The organism is Enterococcus sp. C63, from assembly GCF_040887215.1.
Lineage (GTDB): Bacteria > Bacillota > Bacilli > Lactobacillales > Enterococcaceae > Enterococcus_B > Enterococcus_B hirae.
Map to the genome: position 1 here is coordinate 352,020 of NZ_JBFOFI010000002.1, position 19,748 is coordinate 371,767.

The window sequence follows — 19,748 nt, forward strand, 5'->3', positions numbered from 1 at the left end:
TTTTGGCTCAGTCACACAAAGTATAGAAACAAAAGAGAAGGAATTATATACAGGTATAAAAATCTATCATCTGATCACAATTTAGTCGTTTTGTCATCTATTTCATTGGCAATTGTATTTGAAAAACGACTCCTCTAGGTTCCCAGTCCCTTACGGACAGTTTGCCTTTATGCTGAGTGATGATTTGTTTGGCAATTGCGAGACCAAGACCATAGCCACCAGTTTCTTTAGAACGAGAGCGGTCTTCGCGGTAGAAGCGTTCAAAAATTCGTCTTTTGTCTTCATCGCTGATAGATGGCCCGTTGTTTTTGACTTCAATCAGCCAATTATCGTTGGAGATTTCAGATTGCAGGACGATTTTTTCTTTAGCTTCTGTGTATTTTAGCGCATTGTCCAGCAGAATAACTAGAACTTGGTGGATACGTTTTTCGTCGACTATCACTGGTTGATCGGCAAAGTTTTCCAAGACAAAATATTGATCGTTTATTTCTGCGATTTCCTGGAAGGGCTGGGCTAATTGACGAATAAAGTCTTTGGGATTAACTGATTCTTTCTGCAGAAGCAACTGATTGGAATCACTGCGTGCCAAGGTTAGCAGGTCTTCAGTCAAGCTTTTCATTCGCCGTGTTTCATTCAGGGCTTGGGCAATTGGTTCAGACTCTTCCAAGATGGTGTGATTGGGACGGGTGAACAATTGCTGCAGGCTGTTTTGAATGATTGCTAGTGGCGTGCGTAATTCGTGAGAGGCATTTTCAACAAATTCCTGTTGTTTGCGCCATGAGAGCATGATGGGTTGCATATTCATTTTTGAAATGTAAAAGCTTATTCCAATCGAAATCAGCCAAAAAACGACCATACAGATAATCAGTGTTGTCTTGAAGGTTTTCATGGAGTCTGCGATTTGATTGGTATTGGCTAAAAATTGAATATAGGCGATGTCTCCTCCTTTATCTGCTTTGATTGTATACGAATGAAAGGAAAGTTTTTGGCTAGAATAGCCTGCATTTTTTAAACTTAATGCTTGAACAGAATCGAGATTTTTCTTATCTAAGGTTAAATTTTCCAGTTCAGTGAACCGTCCACCAATCGTGTCTTTGTTGAGAATCGTTCCTTCTTTTGACCATAAAATGATCTGAGTATTGAACTGATTATTGCCTTCTGGTCCATTCTCTCTCAGCTGATCGCCCGGCATTTGTGCCAGAAAGGGATTGCTTTGTTGGTACCGGTTGATTTCCATCTGTATAAGATGTTCATTTTCCGCCATTTGAGTTAGTGACAGGTCTGTTTGGCGGTAGGCCGAGCTTTGCAGCAGTTGTAGAGTTATAAATCCTAATAATAGGAAGATACTTGCAAAAGCGGCTACATTTAAGAAGAAAAATTTTAATCGTTGTTTTCTTGATATTTCGGTATTCATAGCATTAATCCTTTTGTAAGATGTAGCCGACATTTCTCAGTGTTTTAAAGAGCTGATCTGCACCTGACGGCTTCAAATGTTTTCTTAAGTGACTCATATATACTTCTACAACTGTAATGGTCGTATCGGAATCAAATCCCCAAATCCGATCGAAGATTTGCTCCTTTGTTAAAATCACGCCCTTATTTTGGATGAAATAAACCAAGAGATCAAATTCTTTTCCTTGAATTGATAGGATCTCATCGTCTATGGTTACTTCTTTCGTCGCAAGGTTGCAGGTAATATTTTTATAGACGATTTGATTCTCAGAAAACAATCCTAACGAACGCTTCAATAACGCTTTTACCCGCATAATCAGTTCTTCACGATAAAAAGGTTTCGTCAAATAATCGTCTGCACCTTTTTGAAATCCATTGATTTTGTCTTCTAGGCCATCTTTGGCAGTTAGAATCAGCACAGGGGTTTGGATATTTTTTTTTCGTAATTCTGCTAAGATTTCGTAGCCGTTTTTCCCTGGCAGCATCAGGTCCAGCAATATTAGATCATAAACACCAGTTTCTGCTTCAAATAAGCCTTCTTCCCCATCATAGATCTGTGTGATCTCACCTAAATCCGACAAGATTTCTTTTATATTATCTGAAAGTGTCGCTTCATCTTCTACTATTAAAAGGTTTATCATTGATTTTCTCCTTTATCATCTATTACTTACTCAGTTTACCACGCTTTCCTAAAACAACCTTAAAAACTTTTTTATCTCGTTTAAGCTTCGGTTAAGCCAATTTGCCTATTCTATAAACAGACAAATGAAGGAGGAACCAAAATGAATTATATCAAACGGGCGATTCAAAGCCTTTGGGCCAAAAAAGGACGCAGCATCATTATGATCACCGTCTTTTCCGCCATATTAATTTTTGTATTAGCAGGGTTAACGATCCGCAGCGGCGCTGAACTGGCGACCACGAATGCGAAAAAAAGTGTCGGGGCGACCGTCACCTTATCAACGAACCGAGAGGCAATGTTCAAACAGCAATCAAATTCAGATTCAGATGATGAAAGCAGTCGTCCAGATCCAGGTAGCTTTGAACAGACACCCGTCAACTTGAGTGATGCAAAAAAAATCGCAGAATTAGCGAATGTTAAATCGTATTCATTTGAAGCAAGTACTTCAGCGGATAAAGGCACAGGGATTACACCGATCTCGAGTGATAGTGACAGTGAAGAGGAATCTTCGGATGAACAAGCTGTTGGATTTGGTGGACAGAAAGCACCTGGTGGGATGAGTCAAGGGGATTTCCAAATTAAAGGTGTTTCCGAAAGTAATTCTTACAGTGATTTTTCATCAGGAACAGCTAGCCTAGTTGAAGGAAAGGCAATCACTTCGGATGATGAAGGGACGAATAATGTACTGATCGAGCAAAGTTTAGCGGAAGCAAACGATCTAAGTGTCGGGGACAAATTTAAGATTAAAGATACCGATGATAAAGATGTTGAAGTTACTATTAAAGGTATTTACAAAACAAGTGATTCTGGCAACAGTATGAGTGCTCGCTTCAACTTTATGAATCCAGCGAACACGATTTTTTCTTCTTCTACACTGGTTAACACCTTAACTGGATCGGAAGGAAAAACGATCGATTCGGCAGTTTATAACTTAGATGATCCCAAAGACATGGACAGCTTTGTAGAAGCAGCGAATAAATTGATCGATACGGATACATTCAGCTTAGAAACCAATGATCAAATGTATCAGCAAATGCTTCAACCATTGAATAATGTATCAAGCTTTGCGAAGAATATCGTGATTTTAGTAGCAGTAGCCGGAGTCATTATTTTGACATTGATTATTATGCTGTCGATTCGTGAACGTAAATATGAGATCGGTGTATTACTTTCATTAGGTGAATCACGGGTCAAAGTTATTTCACAATTTTTCGTTGAGATTTTTGTCTGCATGATCTTCGCTTTAGGGATCGCTGCAGCTAGCGGAAATGTTGTTGGCAATGCAGTCGGCAATCAGTTGTTGAGTCAGCAAACAACTTCGCAAAATGCAGATGGACAAGAAGCGAATACTGCAGGAAACGGCGGTCCAAATCAAGGTAACCAAGGACAAGCACCTGGTGGCGGAAACGGTGGTCCTAGTGGTGGTCAAATGGGAAGCAATCCATTTACACAATCAAAAGAAATTCAAGAACTAAATATTTCAATGCAGCCAACCGAGATTTTAAGTCTTGCAGGAATTGGGCTGGGGATTAGTTTATTCTCAATTGTCCTTTCATCAGCAGGAATTCTACGACTGAATCCGAAGAAAATATTGATTTCCTAATTAATGGAGGAATTTTTAATGACACTATCAACAAAAGATTTAGGCTACTGGTATGAAGACAACCGACGATTATTCGAAAACGTTAATTTAACTTTTGAAAAAGGCAAAATGTATGCAATTTTAGGTACGAGCGGTTCAGGGAAAACGACTTTTTTATCCCTGATCGCAGGATTAGATACACCAAAAAGCGGAGAAATTCTCTATGACGACAAATCGTTGAAAAAAATTGGATTGCGGGAATATCGTCGTAAAGATGTATCAATTGTGTTCCAAGCCTATAATCTACTGCCGTATTTATCGGCAGTAGACAATGTGGTAACAGCGATGGAGATTGCTCAAAGCCAACAGACAGATAAAAAAGCCTACGCCTTAGCGAACTTAGAAAAAGTTGGAATCACTAAGGATTTAGCAGATAAAAAAGTTACGATGTTATCTGGTGGACAGCAGCAACGAGTAGCAATCACTAGAGCCCTATGCTGTGAACACGATCTAATCGTTGCGGATGAACCGACTGGAAACTTGGATGAAGCAACTTCCAGCGAGATCGTTAAACTTTTCCAAGAGATTGCCCATGAGCAAAAGAAATGTATTATTTTAGTCACCCACGAACAGGATGTCGCTAAAGGCTGCGATGTGGTGTATGAACTGAAAAATCAAGAATTCAATCAAGTGTCTTAAACAAACAGAATTTCGGTGTAGCTAGTACGAATGAAGAGGAAGTGAATGAAAACAGCATGAAGGAAGGCAACATTTTTATTGGAATGACCGTTTGTTTAAAGGGATTGGTATAAACGGCACAGTATCAAACGAGACATTCGCGACAGAAAATTGATTTTCGTCGTTCCAAGTATCAAGAGTGACTATGCAGTTGATACGGTTCAAATTACCTAAGTATTAAAAAGCTGAATCACTTCATATTGTAGGGAATCCAATCCGTTTTTTTGGATGAGTTGTGTCAATTTCTTATAGATTTATTCAAAAAAAAGCCAAAGAATTATAGCGGATTGTTCAAAAATTTTCACTATTCTATAAATAGACCAAGCACAAACCCTATCATGCTTTTTTCATTTTTACTCCTCAAGTAAAAATAAACTCCTGAGCCGCAGCTAACCCCTGCGGTTTTTTTTTAGTAATGGTCGTTTTTTTTAGGTTGAAAGGAATAAAGTGACCTATTAATAAAAAGGATAACAGATATAATTCTTGTAAAAGAACGATAGATAGGAGTGTTTATGATGGGGTTTTATCAATGGCTTAGAAAAAAATTTTCAAACAATCGAAATTCAAATAATCGAGCTTCAAACAATCGAAATTCAAATAATCGAGCTTCAAATAATCAAGATAAAGAAGTCAATGAAACACTATTTAAGCTAAATGAAAAAATGCATGAAACGAATGAACGTTATTCGCCAAAGGAATCCTTAATCCGCTTGTATGACCGAGAAAAAAAAGAAAAAGAAATAAATAGAGGGAATACCAGTTATGAGTCTCATACCGAAGCATTTCGTAAAGAAATACAAGTCCATAGTCAAGAAAAGATTTATTTAACAGATTATTTAAATATCTGGCTACAACTAAAAACAAAAAAGTTACAGGAATTTGAACTGGATAATAGGTACAAGAAGGGGAATTTAAAGCAAATCAAAGAAGAACTAGCGATGGAGATAAAGATAAACAGTGAAATTTTAACGCGATGTTTGAAAGGGGAAATTCCTAGTTATCGGTTAAATCAAAAAGCTTATCAAGAAATGTTCGGGCGGATACATCCTGAAGGCTGTCAAAGAAATAAAGTGGTACTTGATTTTCAAGAAAAAAAGGAGATTACTGATTTAGTATTGAATGAGTGGAAGAATCAGATAGAGAGTCAGAGAAACAAAAAAGCTCAAATGAATGAGTGTCAGACGATGGAACATGTAAACGAGAAAGTGAAGTTAGGTAGGGTAAGCACAGATAAGGCACAGCATAGTAAGGCAAAAGTTCAAGAAAATCCAGTTAGGGAATAAACAAGTATTCTGATATTATGTTGACAGTGCATTCTGTGACAAACAAAACGCCCTCGAAACAGCGGGTACTGTTTTGAGAGCGTTTCTAGTGCAGAAATGAATATTTATTTATCTGTTTTTATTCATTTTCATATTCTTCAAGCTCAATACTCAAATCTTCCCATTCAGAAAGTTTCGTTTCTTGAGATTGGCGAGTTGCTTCGAGTGTTTGATTCAATTCATTTAATTTGAGATGGTCATCCAAATTCTCTGGGGACACCATTTGTTGTTCTAGTGACTCGATCTGTTCATCTAAAATAGCTAATTCTTCTTCAATTTGAGTGATTTTACGTTGTAAACTACGTATCAGCTTTTGTTGCTCTTTACTTTGGAAATAGGTTTTCTTGTTCGTAGAAATATGCTCTTCTTCTGGTGTTTTTTCAGCTAACAGCTCTGCTATCTCCGCTTCTTCTTGTTTCTTTTCCAAATAATAATCATAGTCACCTAAATAAACTTTACTACCGTTTTCCGATAATTCGATGACTTTTGTGGCAATCCGATTGATGAAATAACGGTCATGAGAGACAAATAACAAAGTACCATCATAATCAATCAAGGCATTTTCTAATACTTCTTTATTATCAATGTCCAGGTGGTTGGTTGGTTCGTCTAAAATCAAAAAGTTTTCTTGATTCATTGCGAGTTTTGCAAGGGCGACTCGGGCTTTTTCACCACCGCTTAGCAAGGGGATGGTCTTTTCTACATCTTCACCAGAAAATAGAAAGGCACCCAAAACGCTACGAATTTCTTTTTCGGGAGTCGTTGGATGTTCATCCCATAATTCAGCTAAAATAGTTTTGTTAGTGTGTAAGTCCGCTTGACCTTGATCGTAATAGCCGATCGTCACATTGGTTCCTAAATGTTCTTTTCCACGGATAAAAGGCAACTGATGGATGATCGATTTTAAAAGCGTGGATTTACCAATACCATTGGGACCGACCAGTGCAATGGCTTCTTGACGCCGAATATCAAGATTGATCGGTTCAGACAAAACTTCATTATGATAACCAATCGCAGCATCTTCAATTTGTAATACGACATTTCCTGATGGCTTTGCTACATTGAAAAGGAAGTGAGCTTGTTTTTCGTCTCCTTGAGGACGGTCAATCCGATCCATTTTCTCAAGGACTTTTCTGCGACTTTGGGCTCTTTTCGTCGTAGAAGCGCGTACCAAGTTGCGCGCGACAAAATCTTCCAATTTATGGATCTCAGTTTGTTGTTTTTCATAAGCTTTCCATTCAGTTGCTAATTGTTCAGCTTTCATGTCAAGATACTTCGAATAATTCCCTTTATAGTGGCGCATTTTTTTTCGACTTAATTCGTAAACTTCTGTTGCGACTTTATCTAAGAAATATCGGTCATGGGAGACGATCAGTAAGGCACCAGTATAACTTTGCAGGTAGCCTTCTAACCAAGAGAGAGTCTCAATATCTAAATGGTTGGTTGGTTCGTCTAAGATCAAGATATCTGGATGTTGGAGCAACATTCTTGCTAACGCTAAGCGAGTGCGTTGTCCGCCAGACAATTCATTGATTTTTTGATCATAAAAAGACGGATCAAATTTAAAGCCATGTAAAACAGAGCGTATTTCATTTTCGTAGCCATAACCGTTTCTATCTGAAAAATCGTGTTGTAATTTATCGTATTCTTTCAAAAGTGATTCATAGGAAGGTGTATCAGGTGTTCCTTCACTGATCAAGATTTCAAGTTCGCGCATTCGATTTTCCATTTGACGGATTGTTTCGAATGATTTAAGCATTTCATTCCAGACTGTTTCTGCTGAATCTAACCCAGTATCTTGTGCCAGATAGCCTAAAGTAGCAGCTTTATTTTTAGCAATTGTTCCTTCATCGGGGCGTTCGATTCCAGCAAGGATTTTCAAAAGTGTTGATTTTCCTGCTCCGTTACGGCCGACTAATGCGATCCGAGCCCCTGTGCTGATTTCTAAATGGATATTCTCAAATAAGATCTCTGCACCGAAGTGACGAGCAATTTGATTGGCTTGTAATAATATCATGGAATCCTCTTTTCTACTTTGTGAATTCTCTAAGAATAAATCTCTTTTTCAACTAGTAGTCTACCATAAATTCCTTGATACTGCGAGGTTCAAAGAAATGATAAAAAAATGAATAAAGAATAAAATTTCACAATATCCAAGCAATCAAATTGATTTTTTCCTATATATACTGATATGATGGATAAATCAAAGTAAACTTAAAGTAAAAGTGGAGGTAATTAAGTGAAAGATCATGTTATTCCAAAGGCAACAGCCAAACGGCTACCTTTGTATTACCGTTATTTACGAATCTTAAATAATGCTGGTAAGAAAAAAGTATCATCAACTGAATTAAGTGAGGCTGTTCAAGTTGACAGTGCAACGATTCGCCGTGATTTTTCATATTTTGGAGAATTAGGAAAACGAGGCTATGGCTACGATGTTGAAGACCTCATGCATTTTTTCGCAAAAACATTGAATGATGATCAATTGACTAATGTGGCGTTGATCGGTGTCGGTAATTTGGGAAGTGCCCTTTTAAAATATAAATTCCATCAAAGTAACAGTATCCGTGTAAGTTGTGCATTTGATGTCAACGAAGCAATTGTTGGACGGATCGTGGATGGGATTCCCGTTTACCCTATGGAAGATATGTTTGAGCAAATCAAGATCCAACAAATCGAAGTAGCAATATTGACGATACCAGCTGAGCGAGCACAAGAAGTAGTTAATCGGTTGACTGAAGCGGGCATTAAAGGTATCTTGAATTTTACTTCTGCTCGATTAAATGCGCCAGCAGACGTGTTGATTCAAAATGTTGACTTAACGAATGAATTACAAACGTTGATTTATTTTCTTCATTCTGATGCATCCTTGCAAGCGACTGAAGAAACTGAGTAACGAATGATTCAGATGACCTGGTTGGTTTACTAAACAGTCTCAAGTGATGAATGATCATTTTAGAAGTCGTGATTTCCGAAATTGATGTCTCAGTTTTTGTGAAATTTCGGCTCTTTTTTGTGGTCCGTTCGGTGGTAACCATCTTCTTGTCACCGAACAAAAGTTCCTATATAATCATGATAGGGGTGAGTGAGATGGAATTACAGTTTCCTTTACATAATGATACATCTAGAAAAATCATTCATATCGATATGGATGCTTTTTTTGCCTCTGTCGAAGAACGGGATCATCCAGAATTTAGAGGGAAACCCTTAGTTATTGCCAGACATCCGAGTGACACTGGTGGTCGAGGAGTGGTTACTACAGCGAATTATGAAGCAAGAAAGTATGGCATCCATTCAGCGATGAGTGCGCAAAAAGCATATGAATTATGTCCGCAAGCCATTTTTAAACCAGGCGACCATCAAAAATACAGTGAGATCTCACAAACTGTTCGTGAGATTTTTTACCGATATACGGATATCGTTGAGCCTGTCAGTATTGATGAAGCCTATCTTGATGTGACGAACAATAAACGCAATTGTAAATCAGCAATCAAAATTGCTCGTTTGATCCAAAGAGACATTTGGGAAGAGGTAAAACTGACCTGCTCGGCAGGTGTGAGCTATAATAAGTTTTTAGCGAAATTAGCCTCAGATTTTCAAAAACCTAAAGGCATTACTATCGTTGCACCTCAAGACGCATTGACGTTCCTAAAGGCATTACCTATTGATAAATTTCATGGGGTAGGAAAAAAAACCGTCCCTAAGATGCATGAACTTGGTATTTTCACTGGAGAAGATCTTTATAATTGTACAGAGATGATGTTGATCCAACAATTTGGAAAGATGGGCTATTCGCTTTATCGAAAAGTAAGAGGTGTCCATGATGCACCAGTCAATGTGACAAGAGAAAGAAAATCTGTAGGAAAAGAGCATACTTATGGTCAGCCACTACAAACGGAAGAAGCGGTATTAGCACAATTACGACAATTAGCTGAGAAAGTCGAAGAGTCGTTGAAAAGAGTCCAGAAACATGGAAAAACCGTAGTGTTAAAAGTGAGATATACGGATTATACGACAGTCACGAAAAGAGTCACTTTACCTGAGTATATCTATAAGAAAGAAGCGCTCTTTTATCAAGCAAGTTTGATTTGGGAAGAAATTTTAGGGATTGAACAAGGCATACGTCTCTTGGGGATCACGTTAACGAATTTAGCTCCCATGACTTATGAGAATATTGTGTTACCTTTGTGGGAATGAAAAAACAGTAGAAAACGTGTTGGAAATCAACATACGTTTCTACTGTTTTTTATTCAATAAGGAGTGGGAGGACCTAAATGAACTCCTGTTTTTTGATTTGTTCATACGATTCTGTAGCATCGCTGCATTTTTCCCAAATTACTACTCTATTTTCGGCTAGCGATTTTTTGACATCGATGATGCGTTGATTACTACTACCGCGAAACTGTAGTTTTAAATCCTTTTTACTTAGTTCAAAACGTCCATCAACTAAGATATCGATTTTTGCTAAAAGAGCTAACTTGTCTTCGGAGTCTTGAAGTAGTTCGTCAAAAGTATAACCGGTCCACGACCAGATATCTTTGGTCTGACCAAATTCTTGTCGGATACGCTCAACGACTTGGAGACAGACGTCCGTGTTTAGAAAAGGTTCCCCGCCTAAAAGGGTCAGTCCTTGAACGTAATCATGGCGGAGATCGGTAATGATTTGTTCTTCCAGCTCTGGTGTGAAAGGTTTACCATAGCGGAAGTTTTGCGCTGCTTTATTGAAACATCCTTCACAAGCAAATAAGCAGCCACTCACATAAAGACTATTTCTTACGCCTTCGCCATCCACAAAGTTAAATGGTTTGTAATCAGCAATGTAATTTTGGCTGTAATCTTGTGCCAGCCATTCTTTAGGTTTAGGATTTCGCATAAAAAAACTTCTTTCTAACATCAAAGTATGAAAAATTTACTTAAAACTCAAACCAGTTTCACAGCAAGCAGTCTCAGAAAAGATAATGGACTAGCCTCAAAAAAATGCAAATAAATCGAACGGTCACGGTTCACACACCGTTCGATTTATCGTAGTCACGCTGTGAAAGGGGATTGTTTTCTAAGGAATAACTGATCGCTCTATCTTTTTTCTTAGAGTAAATTAGAACGAAATAGTAGAGAAAGATTACTTCATATGTTTGACACGTGAAGAGATCTCCTTGTGACGACCGTGAACCATTGGACGTGCTTGTGGGTTACCTAAATAGCCACAGGTTCTTTTAACGACGTCACAAGTTTTTGGATCATGGTTGCCGCATTCGGGACATTCAAAGCCACGTTCGGTTGGTTTGAAGTCACCTTCAAAGCCACATTTGTAGCAATGATCAATTGGTGTATTCGTTCCTAAATAGCCAACTTTATCGTAAGCATAATCCCAAACGGCTTCTAATGCTTTTGGGTTTTGTTGAAGCATTGGGTACTCACAGTAATGGATAAAACCACCAGAACAATACTTCGGATAATCTTTTTCAAAATCTAGTTTTTCAAACGGAGTTGGGTTTTTACGAACGTCATAATGGAAACTATTCGTGTAATATTCTTTATCAGTGATGTTTTCGACTTCGCCAAATTTTTCTGTATCTAAACGGCAGAAACGATCAGTTAAGCTCTCACTAGGTGTAGAGTAAACGCTGAAATGATATCCATATTCGTCACCCCAAGCATCTGCTTTGGCTTTTAATTCCTTCACGATATCAAGGGTAAAATCTTTTGCTTCGGGATTGTTTTCCCATTCCCCACCATAAAAAGCAGAAGCCACTTCGTAAAGACCGATATAACCTAAAGAAACCGTTGCACGACGATTTTTGAATAATTCATCGACAGCATCTGTTTTTGAGAGACGTTTACCGAATGCACCATACATATATAAGATTGGTGCGTTAGCAGGGATTGCTTCTTTACAACGATCGACACGATAAACTAAAGCATCTTTCATGATGGCTAAGCGCTCAGAGAGGATTTGCCAGAATTTTTCCTGATCGCCTTTCGCTTCGATGGCAATACGAGGTAAGTTTAGTGTGACCACACCAAGATTCATTCGACCAACGTTCACTTCTTGGCCATTTTCATCTTTCCAACCTTGTAAAAATGAACGACAACCCATAGGTACTTTGAAACTACCGGTTAATTCAACGATTTTGTCGTAGTTTAAAATATCAGGATACATCCGCTTAGTTGCACATTCCAAAGCTAATTGTTTAATGTCATAATTAGGATCAGTTGGGTTCAAGTTTATGCCATCTTTTAATGTGAAAATCAATTTAGGGAAGATAGCTGTCCGCTTTTCGCTACCTAAGCCATTGATCCGATTTTGTAAGATTGCTTTTTGAATTTCTCGCTCAAACCAGTTTTTTCCTAAACCAAAGCCAAGAGAAGTAAATGGTGTTTGACCATTTGAAGTAAAAAGAGTATTGATTTCATATTCTAGACTTTGCATCGCATCAAAAATATCTTTTTTGGTTTTTGATTTCGCATACTCTACTCGACGTTCAGGTGTTTCGATCCATTCTTCTGCATCCGCTAAATGTTTTTGATAATTCAGTTCAGCGAAAGGAGCAAGTAATTCATCTGTTCGGTCAGCAGAACAACCACCATATTGACTGGAAGCTACATTTGCAATGATCTGTGAAATTTGAGCAGTAGCAGTTTGAATTGATTTTGGTGATTCCACTTCAGCATTTCCAATTTTGAATCCGTTGTTCAACATTCCTTTGAAATCGATCAAACAACAGTTTGTCATTGGTGTGTATGGATGATAATCTAAATCATGGTAATGGATGTCGCCTTTTTGATGCGCATTTGCGATATGTGGGGGCAACATTTTCAAACCGATGGATTTTCCAACGATACCAGCGGTTAAATCTCTTTGAGTATTGAAGACATTACTATCTTTATTTGCATTCTCATTGACAACTGTTTGGTCTTTATTGATCAATTTTTTGATCGAAAAATTGATATCTGTCGCTTTGCTTCTGGCAAAATCACGTTTTGTGCGGTAATTGATATATTCTTCTGCTAATTCATATTCGTTTTTTTCTAAAAGAATGTGTTCAACGATATTTTGGATCTCATATATTTTAACGTTGTCGGTAAAGCGTCGTTTGATTTCTTGAACGACTAAATCCACGATCGTTTGAATTTTTTCATAAGTAAGTGGAGACAATGAGCCATGAATTTTCTTTTCAGCTTTGACTAAAGCCTCATTGATTTTTGTTTCATCAAATTCGACACGTCGACCATCTCGTTTAATGATTGTTATGTTTGATACTTCTGAATGAAGGGGATCTGTTACTTTTTCTTCAATTTGTACACTCATTTTATTCAACTCCTGCTAAATTCTTCTTGTCTATCATAAAACAAAATCCACGAAGGAGCAACTAAATACTAGCTATATATAGTATGCAAATAGGTGTATAAACGAACAACTATACTATATGTTGTATATATTTCTTTGTGAAAAAAAGTGAAAACGTAAGTTTATAGGATTTTTATTTTGAATATATCGCTTTCGTGAATAAAATAGATGAATAAAAATTTTTTAAAAAAAGTTATGTCTGTGAAATGATAAAAATCTAAAAAGAAATGCTCAAATGCTGTAAAGATCAGAGAAAAAAACCAAAGAATATGCTAATATGCTGGTAAGTGTGTCAGTGTGGCGAGTAAGCAAAACCCAAGGAGGAAAGCCATGGATAAAATGATCGAGGTAAAACATGTAAGTAAAAGCTATGGAAATAAGCTTTCGCCGGTAAAAGTACTTGATAATATCTCTTTTACAGTAGAAAAAGGAGAATTTGTTGGCATCATGGGTCCGAGTGGTGCTGGAAAGACGACTTTGATGAATATTCTTTCGACGATCAATCTACCAACGATGGGAAGTGTGTTGATCCAAGGAAATGAGATCACTAAAATGAAAAATAATGAATTGAGTGACTTCCGTCGCAAAAAATTAGGATTTATTTTTCAAGAATTTAATTTGATCGATACATTGAATGCGAAGGACAATATCTTACTACCATTAGCGGTGGAACGAATCTCGAAAGAAGAGATGGAAAAAAGTGTGTTGCATGTTGCTCAATTATTAGGGATCGAAGAAATCTTAAAACGTTATCCAGATGAATTATCAGTTGGTCAGAGACAACGGATTGCGGCTGCTAGAGCATTAGTTATTCAACCACAAGTCATTTTTGCTGATGAGCCAACCGGGTCTCTGGACTCGAAATCAGCCACCGAGTTACTAAATTATTTAACAACGATGAACCGAGTAGAAAAATCAACTATCTTATTAGTAACACATGATCCGTATACAGCCAGTTATTGTGATCGGATTTTATTTATCAAAGATGGGGTGATTTTCTCTGAAGTAGTTCGCAGAGGTTCAAGAAACGAATTTTTTGAACGGGTGATTGATATGCAGGCGACCATTGGGGGAGGTGGAAAACTCAATGCTTTATAAGTTGGCTGCGAAAAGTTTTCTGCGACAGTCAAGAGGGTATCTCGTTTACTTTTTTAGTCTAACGTTATCAACGATGATCTACTATTCTTTTAGTACGATTTCTTATGATCAATTATTGAACCGAAGGACACAGCAAGATTCTTTATTCAATGTTTTTTTTGGTATGGGTAGTTGGATTATCTTAATCGTATTACTTTTTTTTGTTATTAGTGCAAATCGTTTTTTCTTTAACCGCAGACAAAGAGAGATTGGGATCTATCAGTTGTTTGGTGTGAAGAAAACCCAAATCTCACTGATCTATGTATTGGAAACAATGGCTATTGGATTATTCGCCTGTACAGCAGGGATTATTTTAGGAATCATTTTCTCAAAATTATTTTCTATGATCTTGATTCGCATGATGAACTTGCAAATCACGAGTCTTTTCTTCATTTCCGTGCCATCGATTTTTGAAACCTTCCTGTTGTTTTTTTTGATTTTATCTGTTGTTTCTTTGTATTCATTATGGAAAATCTGGCGCTATCCGACGATTCGAAATTTTGGCGAATACGATCATTTGGAAAGTAGCAAGTTAAGAGTTCGGACACGCCATCGTTTTTTAGGAACATTGGGTTTATTGCTGATCTCTAGTGGTTATTTCTTTGCGGTCCACTATCGGGAATTTGCTGCTAAACTTTTTATTTTTACGCAAGATCTTCGCTTTCCTTTCTTATTATTTGTTCTGATCCTGCTGTTTTGTGTGATCGGGACATATCTGTTCTTTTGTTTTTCCCTACGTGTGTTAATTGATTTGGTGAGTCGTTCTCGAATTAAGTATCGAGGGATCAACTTCTTGCTGATCGGCAATACGCAGATCCATCTGCTGAAAAGCTGGCGGATCAATTCGTTGATCACACTGATCATGGCTCTAGCTTTAACGATGATTGGCGCAATGATGAGTGCGACTGTCATCATGTCTCGAAATGTGGAGATGGTCTCACCGGTATCTTATCAAATGGATAAGGCAACAGCCGACAAGCTGCGACCGCTTCTTGCAAGTGAAGGGCAAACGATCACAAAAGAAATGACGATCAATTACAAAGTGATTGGAAGTTACTATAATGATAAGTTAGACGGGATTTCTGAGGAAAAAGTATTTCAATTGGTAAATTTGATTCCAGAAAAAGAATATCATGCCTTTCGACAATTCAATCCTAAAATGCCTAAAATTGATTTAACATCGGATAACAGCACTGTGGTATTAGATAGTATGAAAAATATCTTTAGAAATTTTTCAATGTATGATTCAACATTCTACTTGCCCGATCAAACTTTAGATATTCAAGCAACCTTACCTAATTTTTTAGGAGATGGTTCGTTGAGGTATTTCGGTCCGACACTCGTTGTCAGTGATGATTATTTTGCTAAAGCATCTGGACTAAACTATCAAGTGGTCAATTGGAATGTGCAAGGGGGAGATCAGGAAAAAATCATTGAACGTATTTCCAAAGAGATTCCTACAAGTTATGAGAACATCATTTATTATGATTATGAAATCAAAGGAGAGGCTATAACTGGAACGATTCATAAAAATGAATCGCACCAAGAAAAAGCAGCTTCAGATCAATCTTCTGATGAATACAATAATGAAGATTCACGTCTTAACTTTTCTGCACGTTTCCCATTTAAACGAACAGTTGAACAAGGAATTGGTTTAATGGCGTATGTTTCGATCTTTATTGGAATAATTGTTATTGTCACGACTGGAAGCATGCTGATGGTTCGTCAATTAGCAGAAGCAGAAGAAGAACGAGAGAATTATCAATTATTAACGAAATTAGGGATTTCTCGAAAAAAAGTGAAGCGAGTCATCTTTGGGCAAAATGCGATCATGTTTTTCCCACCAATTATTTTGGGGAGTATGCATACCTTTTTTGCCATTGAAGTATTTACTCAATATGTCGATACAGCAAATTATGGGTTAGCATATCTGATTTGTGGCTCACTTGTCTTGATCTATATCTTGTTTTATTACATCACAAGTGTCTTATATTGCAGGATTATTGAGGAGTAAATCAAGCTATATTTAAATGAGCAAAAGGTAGTACTCTGTTTTTTTAATTTGAATGAAGAAAGACTTAAACGATTGGTTACATAGATCGTTTAAGTCTTTTTAGCTTTTTTTAAAAAAAATCTTTATTTATTTGAGGTGATGCTTATATTATAATAACCGTCTTTTTGTAGTTAATCTAAATTGTGACAAAATTGTTAGCAGAAAAGCGATTACTGTTAGGAAAACAAATGTTGTTTTTTAAAAAGAATGGGTAAAATTATTTTGAGATTCGATTAGGAGGGAAATTAAATTGAAAAATTGGTGGAATAATCCTCAATTTAGGTACTGGGGCACGTTTGTGGTACGAACATTATTGTATAGTGCAATTATTTTTATGTTGATTTATTTGTACCATTATAAAAATGTCCAAGGCGGATCTTTTATCTATAATGAATTTTAGGAGGAAGACGATGGATATTCAAACAATCGTTGAATCAATTGATTTTTTTGGTCAAACGGAACCAGATCGGGTCGTTTATCAGACAGAAACCACAGAGCATACCTATGGGGAGCTAAAAAGAAAGTCCGATGCTTTAGCAGCTTATTTAGACAGAAATCTACAGAAACAGGGACCAATCGTGGTTTTTGGAAATCTAGAGTTTGAAATGATCGTTTCTTTTCTTGGTGTCATCAAAGCTGGCCATGCCTATCTTCCGATTGAAGAACATACGCCGAATGAGCGAATTGAATCAATTCTTCGAGTAGCAAAACCAGCTTTGATCATTAGTGTCGGTGACTGGCAGATGGAAACAGATGGTATCCCAGTGATTTCTCGGGAAGAATTAGCAACGATCACGAAAAAAGAGAGTCAATACGAAGCAACACATCCAGTTAAAGGTGACGAAAATTATTACATTATTTTTACCTCTGGTACTACAGGTGAGCCCAAGGGTGTGCAAATCAGTCATGATAACTTATTGAGCTTTGTTCGTTGGACGATCCAGGAATTTCATCTTGAACAGGGTCTACGTTTCTTAGCACAAGCACCATTTTCGTTTGACTTATCTGTTTTTTCGATTTATCCAGCACTTGTGACAGGAGGAATGTTAAAACCCTTAGAAAAAGCGGTTATTCAAGACTTTAGACAATTATTTTCTACTTTAGCAAAGTTGAAATTAGATGTCTGGGTGTCAACTCCTTCATTTATCGATATCTGTTTGATGGAACCCACTTTTGATGCGGAACATGTACCAGATCTAGCCACTTTCTTGTTCTGTGGGGAAGAATTAACCAAAAAAACAGCGCAAGAATTATTAAAACGATTCCCTGAAGCCCGTATTTATAACACGTATGGACCAACGGAAGCCACGGTTGCTATTTCAAGTATCCAAATCACTCAAGGTATTTTAGATCGCTATGAACGTTTACCGATTGGTTATATCAAAGAAGATACCGAGGTTCAGATTGTGAATGATCAAAAAGTGCAACCGGTCAATCAAACAGGCGAAATTATTATCTTGGGTCCTAGTGTCTCCAAGGGGTATCTGAATAATCCAGAAAAAACCAAAGCTGCTTTTTTCAAGAAACAGGATCAACAAAGTTATCATACTGGCGATGCTGGGTTTCTTAATGAGGAAGGTCTTTTGTTCTATGAGGGACGAATGGATCAACAGATAAAACTTCATGGGTATCGTATCGAATTAGGAGATATCGAACACGGGCTTTTGTTAGATGAACGGATTAAACAAGCGATAGTTGTTCCAAAATACCAAGGAACCAAAGTTCAACAACTAGTTGCTTTTATTGTATTAGAAAAAAATTCGTCAGAACCAAGTTTTAAACTCTCTAAATCAATTAAGGAAAAATTGGCACATTCGGTCATGGATTACATGGTCCCTCAAAAAATCAATTACATTGATCTTTTACCACAAACGGTGAACGGGAAAATCGATCGGAAAAAATTAATAGCTGAGGTGAATCCTCAATGACCTTTCCACATATGATCCCGTACGCAGAACCTTATTATTTTCTGCTGTTAATCATCGGTTTAGTACCGATCGTGCTATCATTGTTGATTCGAGGGAAAAGACTGCCAATTTATCAAACACTCATCACCTTGCTTTTCTTATTCATCAGTTTTGGTGGTGTCTATTGGCAACAAGGTGTAGCCTTGATTGCATATGTTGTTTGGCAGACATTATTAGTTTGGGCTTACTTCGTTTACCGTCAAAAGAAAAATCAAGGTATTTGGTTTTACTTAGCGGTGATCCTAGCGATTTTCCCATTATTTTTAACAAAAGTCACACCGTTTTTTGCCCATGGGAAAGAATCTTTTCTAGCTTTTCTAGGGATCTCCTATCTAACCTTTAAATCTGTTCAGATGATCATGGAAATTAGGGATGGATTGATCAAGAACTATCAGCCTTTTCGTTATATTCAATTTTTACTCTTTTTTCCAACGATTTCATCTGGACCAATCGATCGCTATAGAAGATTTGAAAAGGATCAATGTCAGCCGCCTGCAACTGAGAAATATCTGACATTATTAGAAAAAGGTATCCAAAATATTTTTCTAGGTTTTTTATACAAATTTATTATTGGCTATTATTTGGGTCAAGTGTTGTTACCAATCGTTTCCAAAGCTGCCTTGCAACATGGTGGTTTTTCTTGGTCATTAGTAGGATATACCTATGTGTATAGTTTATATCTGTTTTTTGACTTTGCAGGCTATAGTTTGTTTGCGGTGGGAACGAGTTACTTGATGGGGTACCAAACACCAATCAACTTTAACAAACCATTCTTGTCTTGGAATATCAAAGAATTTTGGAATCGTTGGCACATGACGTTATCATTTTGGTTTCGAGATTATGTTTATATGCGCTTGATGTTTTTCTTGATGAAGAAAAAATGGTTCAAAAGTAAAATTGTAACCTCGAATATTGGTTATTATGCATTATTCCTATTGATGGGAATCTGGCATGGTCTAACTTGGTATTACATCGTGTATGGGTTGTATCATGCTACTTTGATTTGCTTAACCGACGTTTGGCTACGATTCAAGAAAAAACATAAAAAACAACTACCATCCAATTGGTTTACTCACGCTTTTGCTGTCTTTATGACTTTCCAAGCAGTTTGTTTTAGTTTATTGATATTTTCGGGCTTTTTAGACCAACTATTGTTTAAGTAAAGCAGATGATTATCTAAGACTTAAAAATGATTTATTTTACATTATGATTATTTAAGGAGAGATTATATTATGGAAGAACAAATTTTAACTATTTTAGAAGACATTACAGGAACAGATGAAATAAGAGAAAATCGAGAGCTTGATTTGTTTGGTGAAGGATTGTTGGATTCACTTGCTTCTGTTCAATTATTAGTCGAATTAGATGGACAATTAGATGTTCAAGTCCCTGTTTCTGAATTTGATCGTGAACAGTGGGGCACACCGAATAAAATCATTGCACAAGTACAAGAATTGAAGGGATGAG

16 protein-coding genes are annotated in these 19,748 nt (G+C 37.0%); 11 read left to right on the forward strand and 5 right to left on the reverse strand.

Annotation, left to right across the window (positions count from 1 at the left end; translation table 11 throughout):
- Window positions 1–97: 97 nt before the first annotated feature.
- On the reverse strand, window positions 98–1,414 hold the full coding sequence (locus AB3H90_RS04255) for a sensor histidine kinase (protein WP_368016256.1): 1,317 nt from the start codon (window positions 1,412–1,414) through the stop codon (window positions 98–100).
- A 4-nt stretch (window positions 1,415–1,418) separates the two neighbouring features.
- Window positions 1,419–2,093, reverse strand: coding sequence for a response regulator transcription factor (locus AB3H90_RS04260; protein ID WP_096709316.1), 675 nt, complete (start codon window positions 2,091–2,093; stop codon window positions 1,419–1,421).
- Between the two features lie 141 nt (window positions 2,094–2,234).
- Here AB3H90_RS04260 and AB3H90_RS04265 point away from each other — a divergent pair, with 141 nt between their 5' ends.
- The 3 genes from AB3H90_RS04265 (at window position 2,235) to AB3H90_RS04275 (ending at window position 5,737) form a co-directional block, all read left to right on the forward strand.
- Entirely contained in the window at window positions 2,235–3,737 is a 1,503-nt protein-coding gene (locus tag AB3H90_RS04265; protein WP_368016257.1) for an ABC transporter permease, read from the forward strand.
- Window positions 3,738–3,755: 18 nt separating this feature from the next.
- Window positions 3,756–4,415, forward strand: coding sequence for an ABC transporter ATP-binding protein (locus tag AB3H90_RS04270; RefSeq protein ID WP_010738281.1), 660 nt, complete (start codon window positions 3,756–3,758; stop codon window positions 4,413–4,415).
- 554 nt (window positions 4,416–4,969) lie between these two features.
- Window positions 4,970–5,737 (forward strand): hypothetical protein, encoded by a 768-nt coding sequence (locus tag AB3H90_RS04275; protein WP_368016258.1) that lies wholly within the window; start codon window positions 4,970–4,972, stop codon window positions 5,735–5,737.
- A gap of 118 nt (window positions 5,738–5,855) precedes the next feature.
- Here the strand turns inward: AB3H90_RS04275 and AB3H90_RS04280 are convergent, their stop codons facing one another.
- On the reverse strand, window positions 5,856–7,793 hold the full coding sequence (locus AB3H90_RS04280) for an ABC-F family ATP-binding cassette domain-containing protein (protein WP_034698765.1): 1,938 nt from the start codon (window positions 7,791–7,793) through the stop codon (window positions 5,856–5,858).
- Window positions 7,794–8,015: 222 nt separating this feature from the next.
- On the opposite strand from AB3H90_RS04280, the gene AB3H90_RS04285 reads away from it, so the two are divergent.
- Window positions 8,016–8,672: a redox-sensing transcriptional repressor Rex gene (locus AB3H90_RS04285; RefSeq protein ID WP_010719828.1), complete on the forward strand. Its 657-nt coding sequence runs from the start codon at window positions 8,016–8,018 to the stop codon at window positions 8,670–8,672.
- A 194-nt stretch (window positions 8,673–8,866) separates the two neighbouring features.
- Window positions 8,867–9,973, forward strand: coding sequence for a DNA polymerase IV (gene dinB, locus AB3H90_RS04290; RefSeq protein WP_368016259.1), 1,107 nt, complete (start codon window positions 8,867–8,869; stop codon window positions 9,971–9,973).
- Between the two features lie 73 nt (window positions 9,974–10,046).
- On the opposite strand, the gene nrdG is transcribed toward dinB, so the two are convergent.
- Window positions 10,047–10,649 (reverse strand): anaerobic ribonucleoside-triphosphate reductase activating protein, encoded by a 603-nt coding sequence (gene nrdG, locus AB3H90_RS04295; protein ID WP_010719826.1) that lies wholly within the window; start codon window positions 10,647–10,649, stop codon window positions 10,047–10,049.
- Between the two features lie 246 nt (window positions 10,650–10,895).
- Window positions 10,896–13,085, reverse strand: a complete 2,190-nt coding sequence (gene nrdD / locus AB3H90_RS04300; RefSeq protein WP_010719825.1) for an anaerobic ribonucleoside-triphosphate reductase — start codon at window positions 13,083–13,085, stop codon at window positions 10,896–10,898.
- A gap of 369 nt (window positions 13,086–13,454) precedes the next feature.
- Here nrdD and AB3H90_RS04305 point away from each other — a divergent pair, with 369 nt between their 5' ends.
- The 6 genes from AB3H90_RS04305 (at window position 13,455) to dltC (ending at window position 19,747) form a co-directional block, all read left to right on the forward strand.
- Window positions 13,455–14,222 (forward strand): ABC transporter ATP-binding protein, encoded by a 768-nt coding sequence (locus tag AB3H90_RS04305; RefSeq protein WP_034698771.1) that lies wholly within the window; start codon window positions 13,455–13,457, stop codon window positions 14,220–14,222.
- Window positions 14,212–16,275: an ABC transporter permease gene (locus AB3H90_RS04310; protein WP_096709314.1), complete on the forward strand. Its 2,064-nt coding sequence runs from the start codon at window positions 14,212–14,214 to the stop codon at window positions 16,273–16,275. Before AB3H90_RS04305 ends, AB3H90_RS04310 begins: the two co-directional genes overlap by 11 nt.
- A gap of 289 nt (window positions 16,276–16,564) precedes the next feature.
- Window positions 16,565–16,714, forward strand: coding sequence for a teichoic acid D-Ala incorporation-associated protein DltX (locus tag AB3H90_RS04315; RefSeq protein ID WP_014834217.1), 150 nt, complete (start codon window positions 16,565–16,567; stop codon window positions 16,712–16,714).
- A 10-nt stretch (window positions 16,715–16,724) separates the two neighbouring features.
- Window positions 16,725–18,242: a D-alanine--poly(phosphoribitol) ligase subunit DltA gene (gene dltA, locus AB3H90_RS04320; protein WP_368016260.1), complete on the forward strand. Its 1,518-nt coding sequence runs from the start codon at window positions 16,725–16,727 to the stop codon at window positions 18,240–18,242.
- Window positions 18,239–19,444 (forward strand): D-alanyl-lipoteichoic acid biosynthesis protein DltB, encoded by a 1,206-nt coding sequence (dltB, locus tag AB3H90_RS04325; RefSeq protein ID WP_010719821.1) that lies wholly within the window; start codon window positions 18,239–18,241, stop codon window positions 19,442–19,444. Before dltA ends, dltB begins: the two co-directional genes overlap by 4 nt.
- A 69-nt stretch (window positions 19,445–19,513) precedes the next feature.
- The gene (dltC, locus tag AB3H90_RS04330) at window positions 19,514–19,747 is read left to right on the forward strand and encodes a D-alanine--poly(phosphoribitol) ligase subunit DltC (RefSeq protein ID WP_010719820.1); all 234 of its coding nucleotides are present in this window, start codon (window positions 19,514–19,516) and stop codon (window positions 19,745–19,747) included.
- Window position 19,748 lies beyond the last annotated feature (1 nt).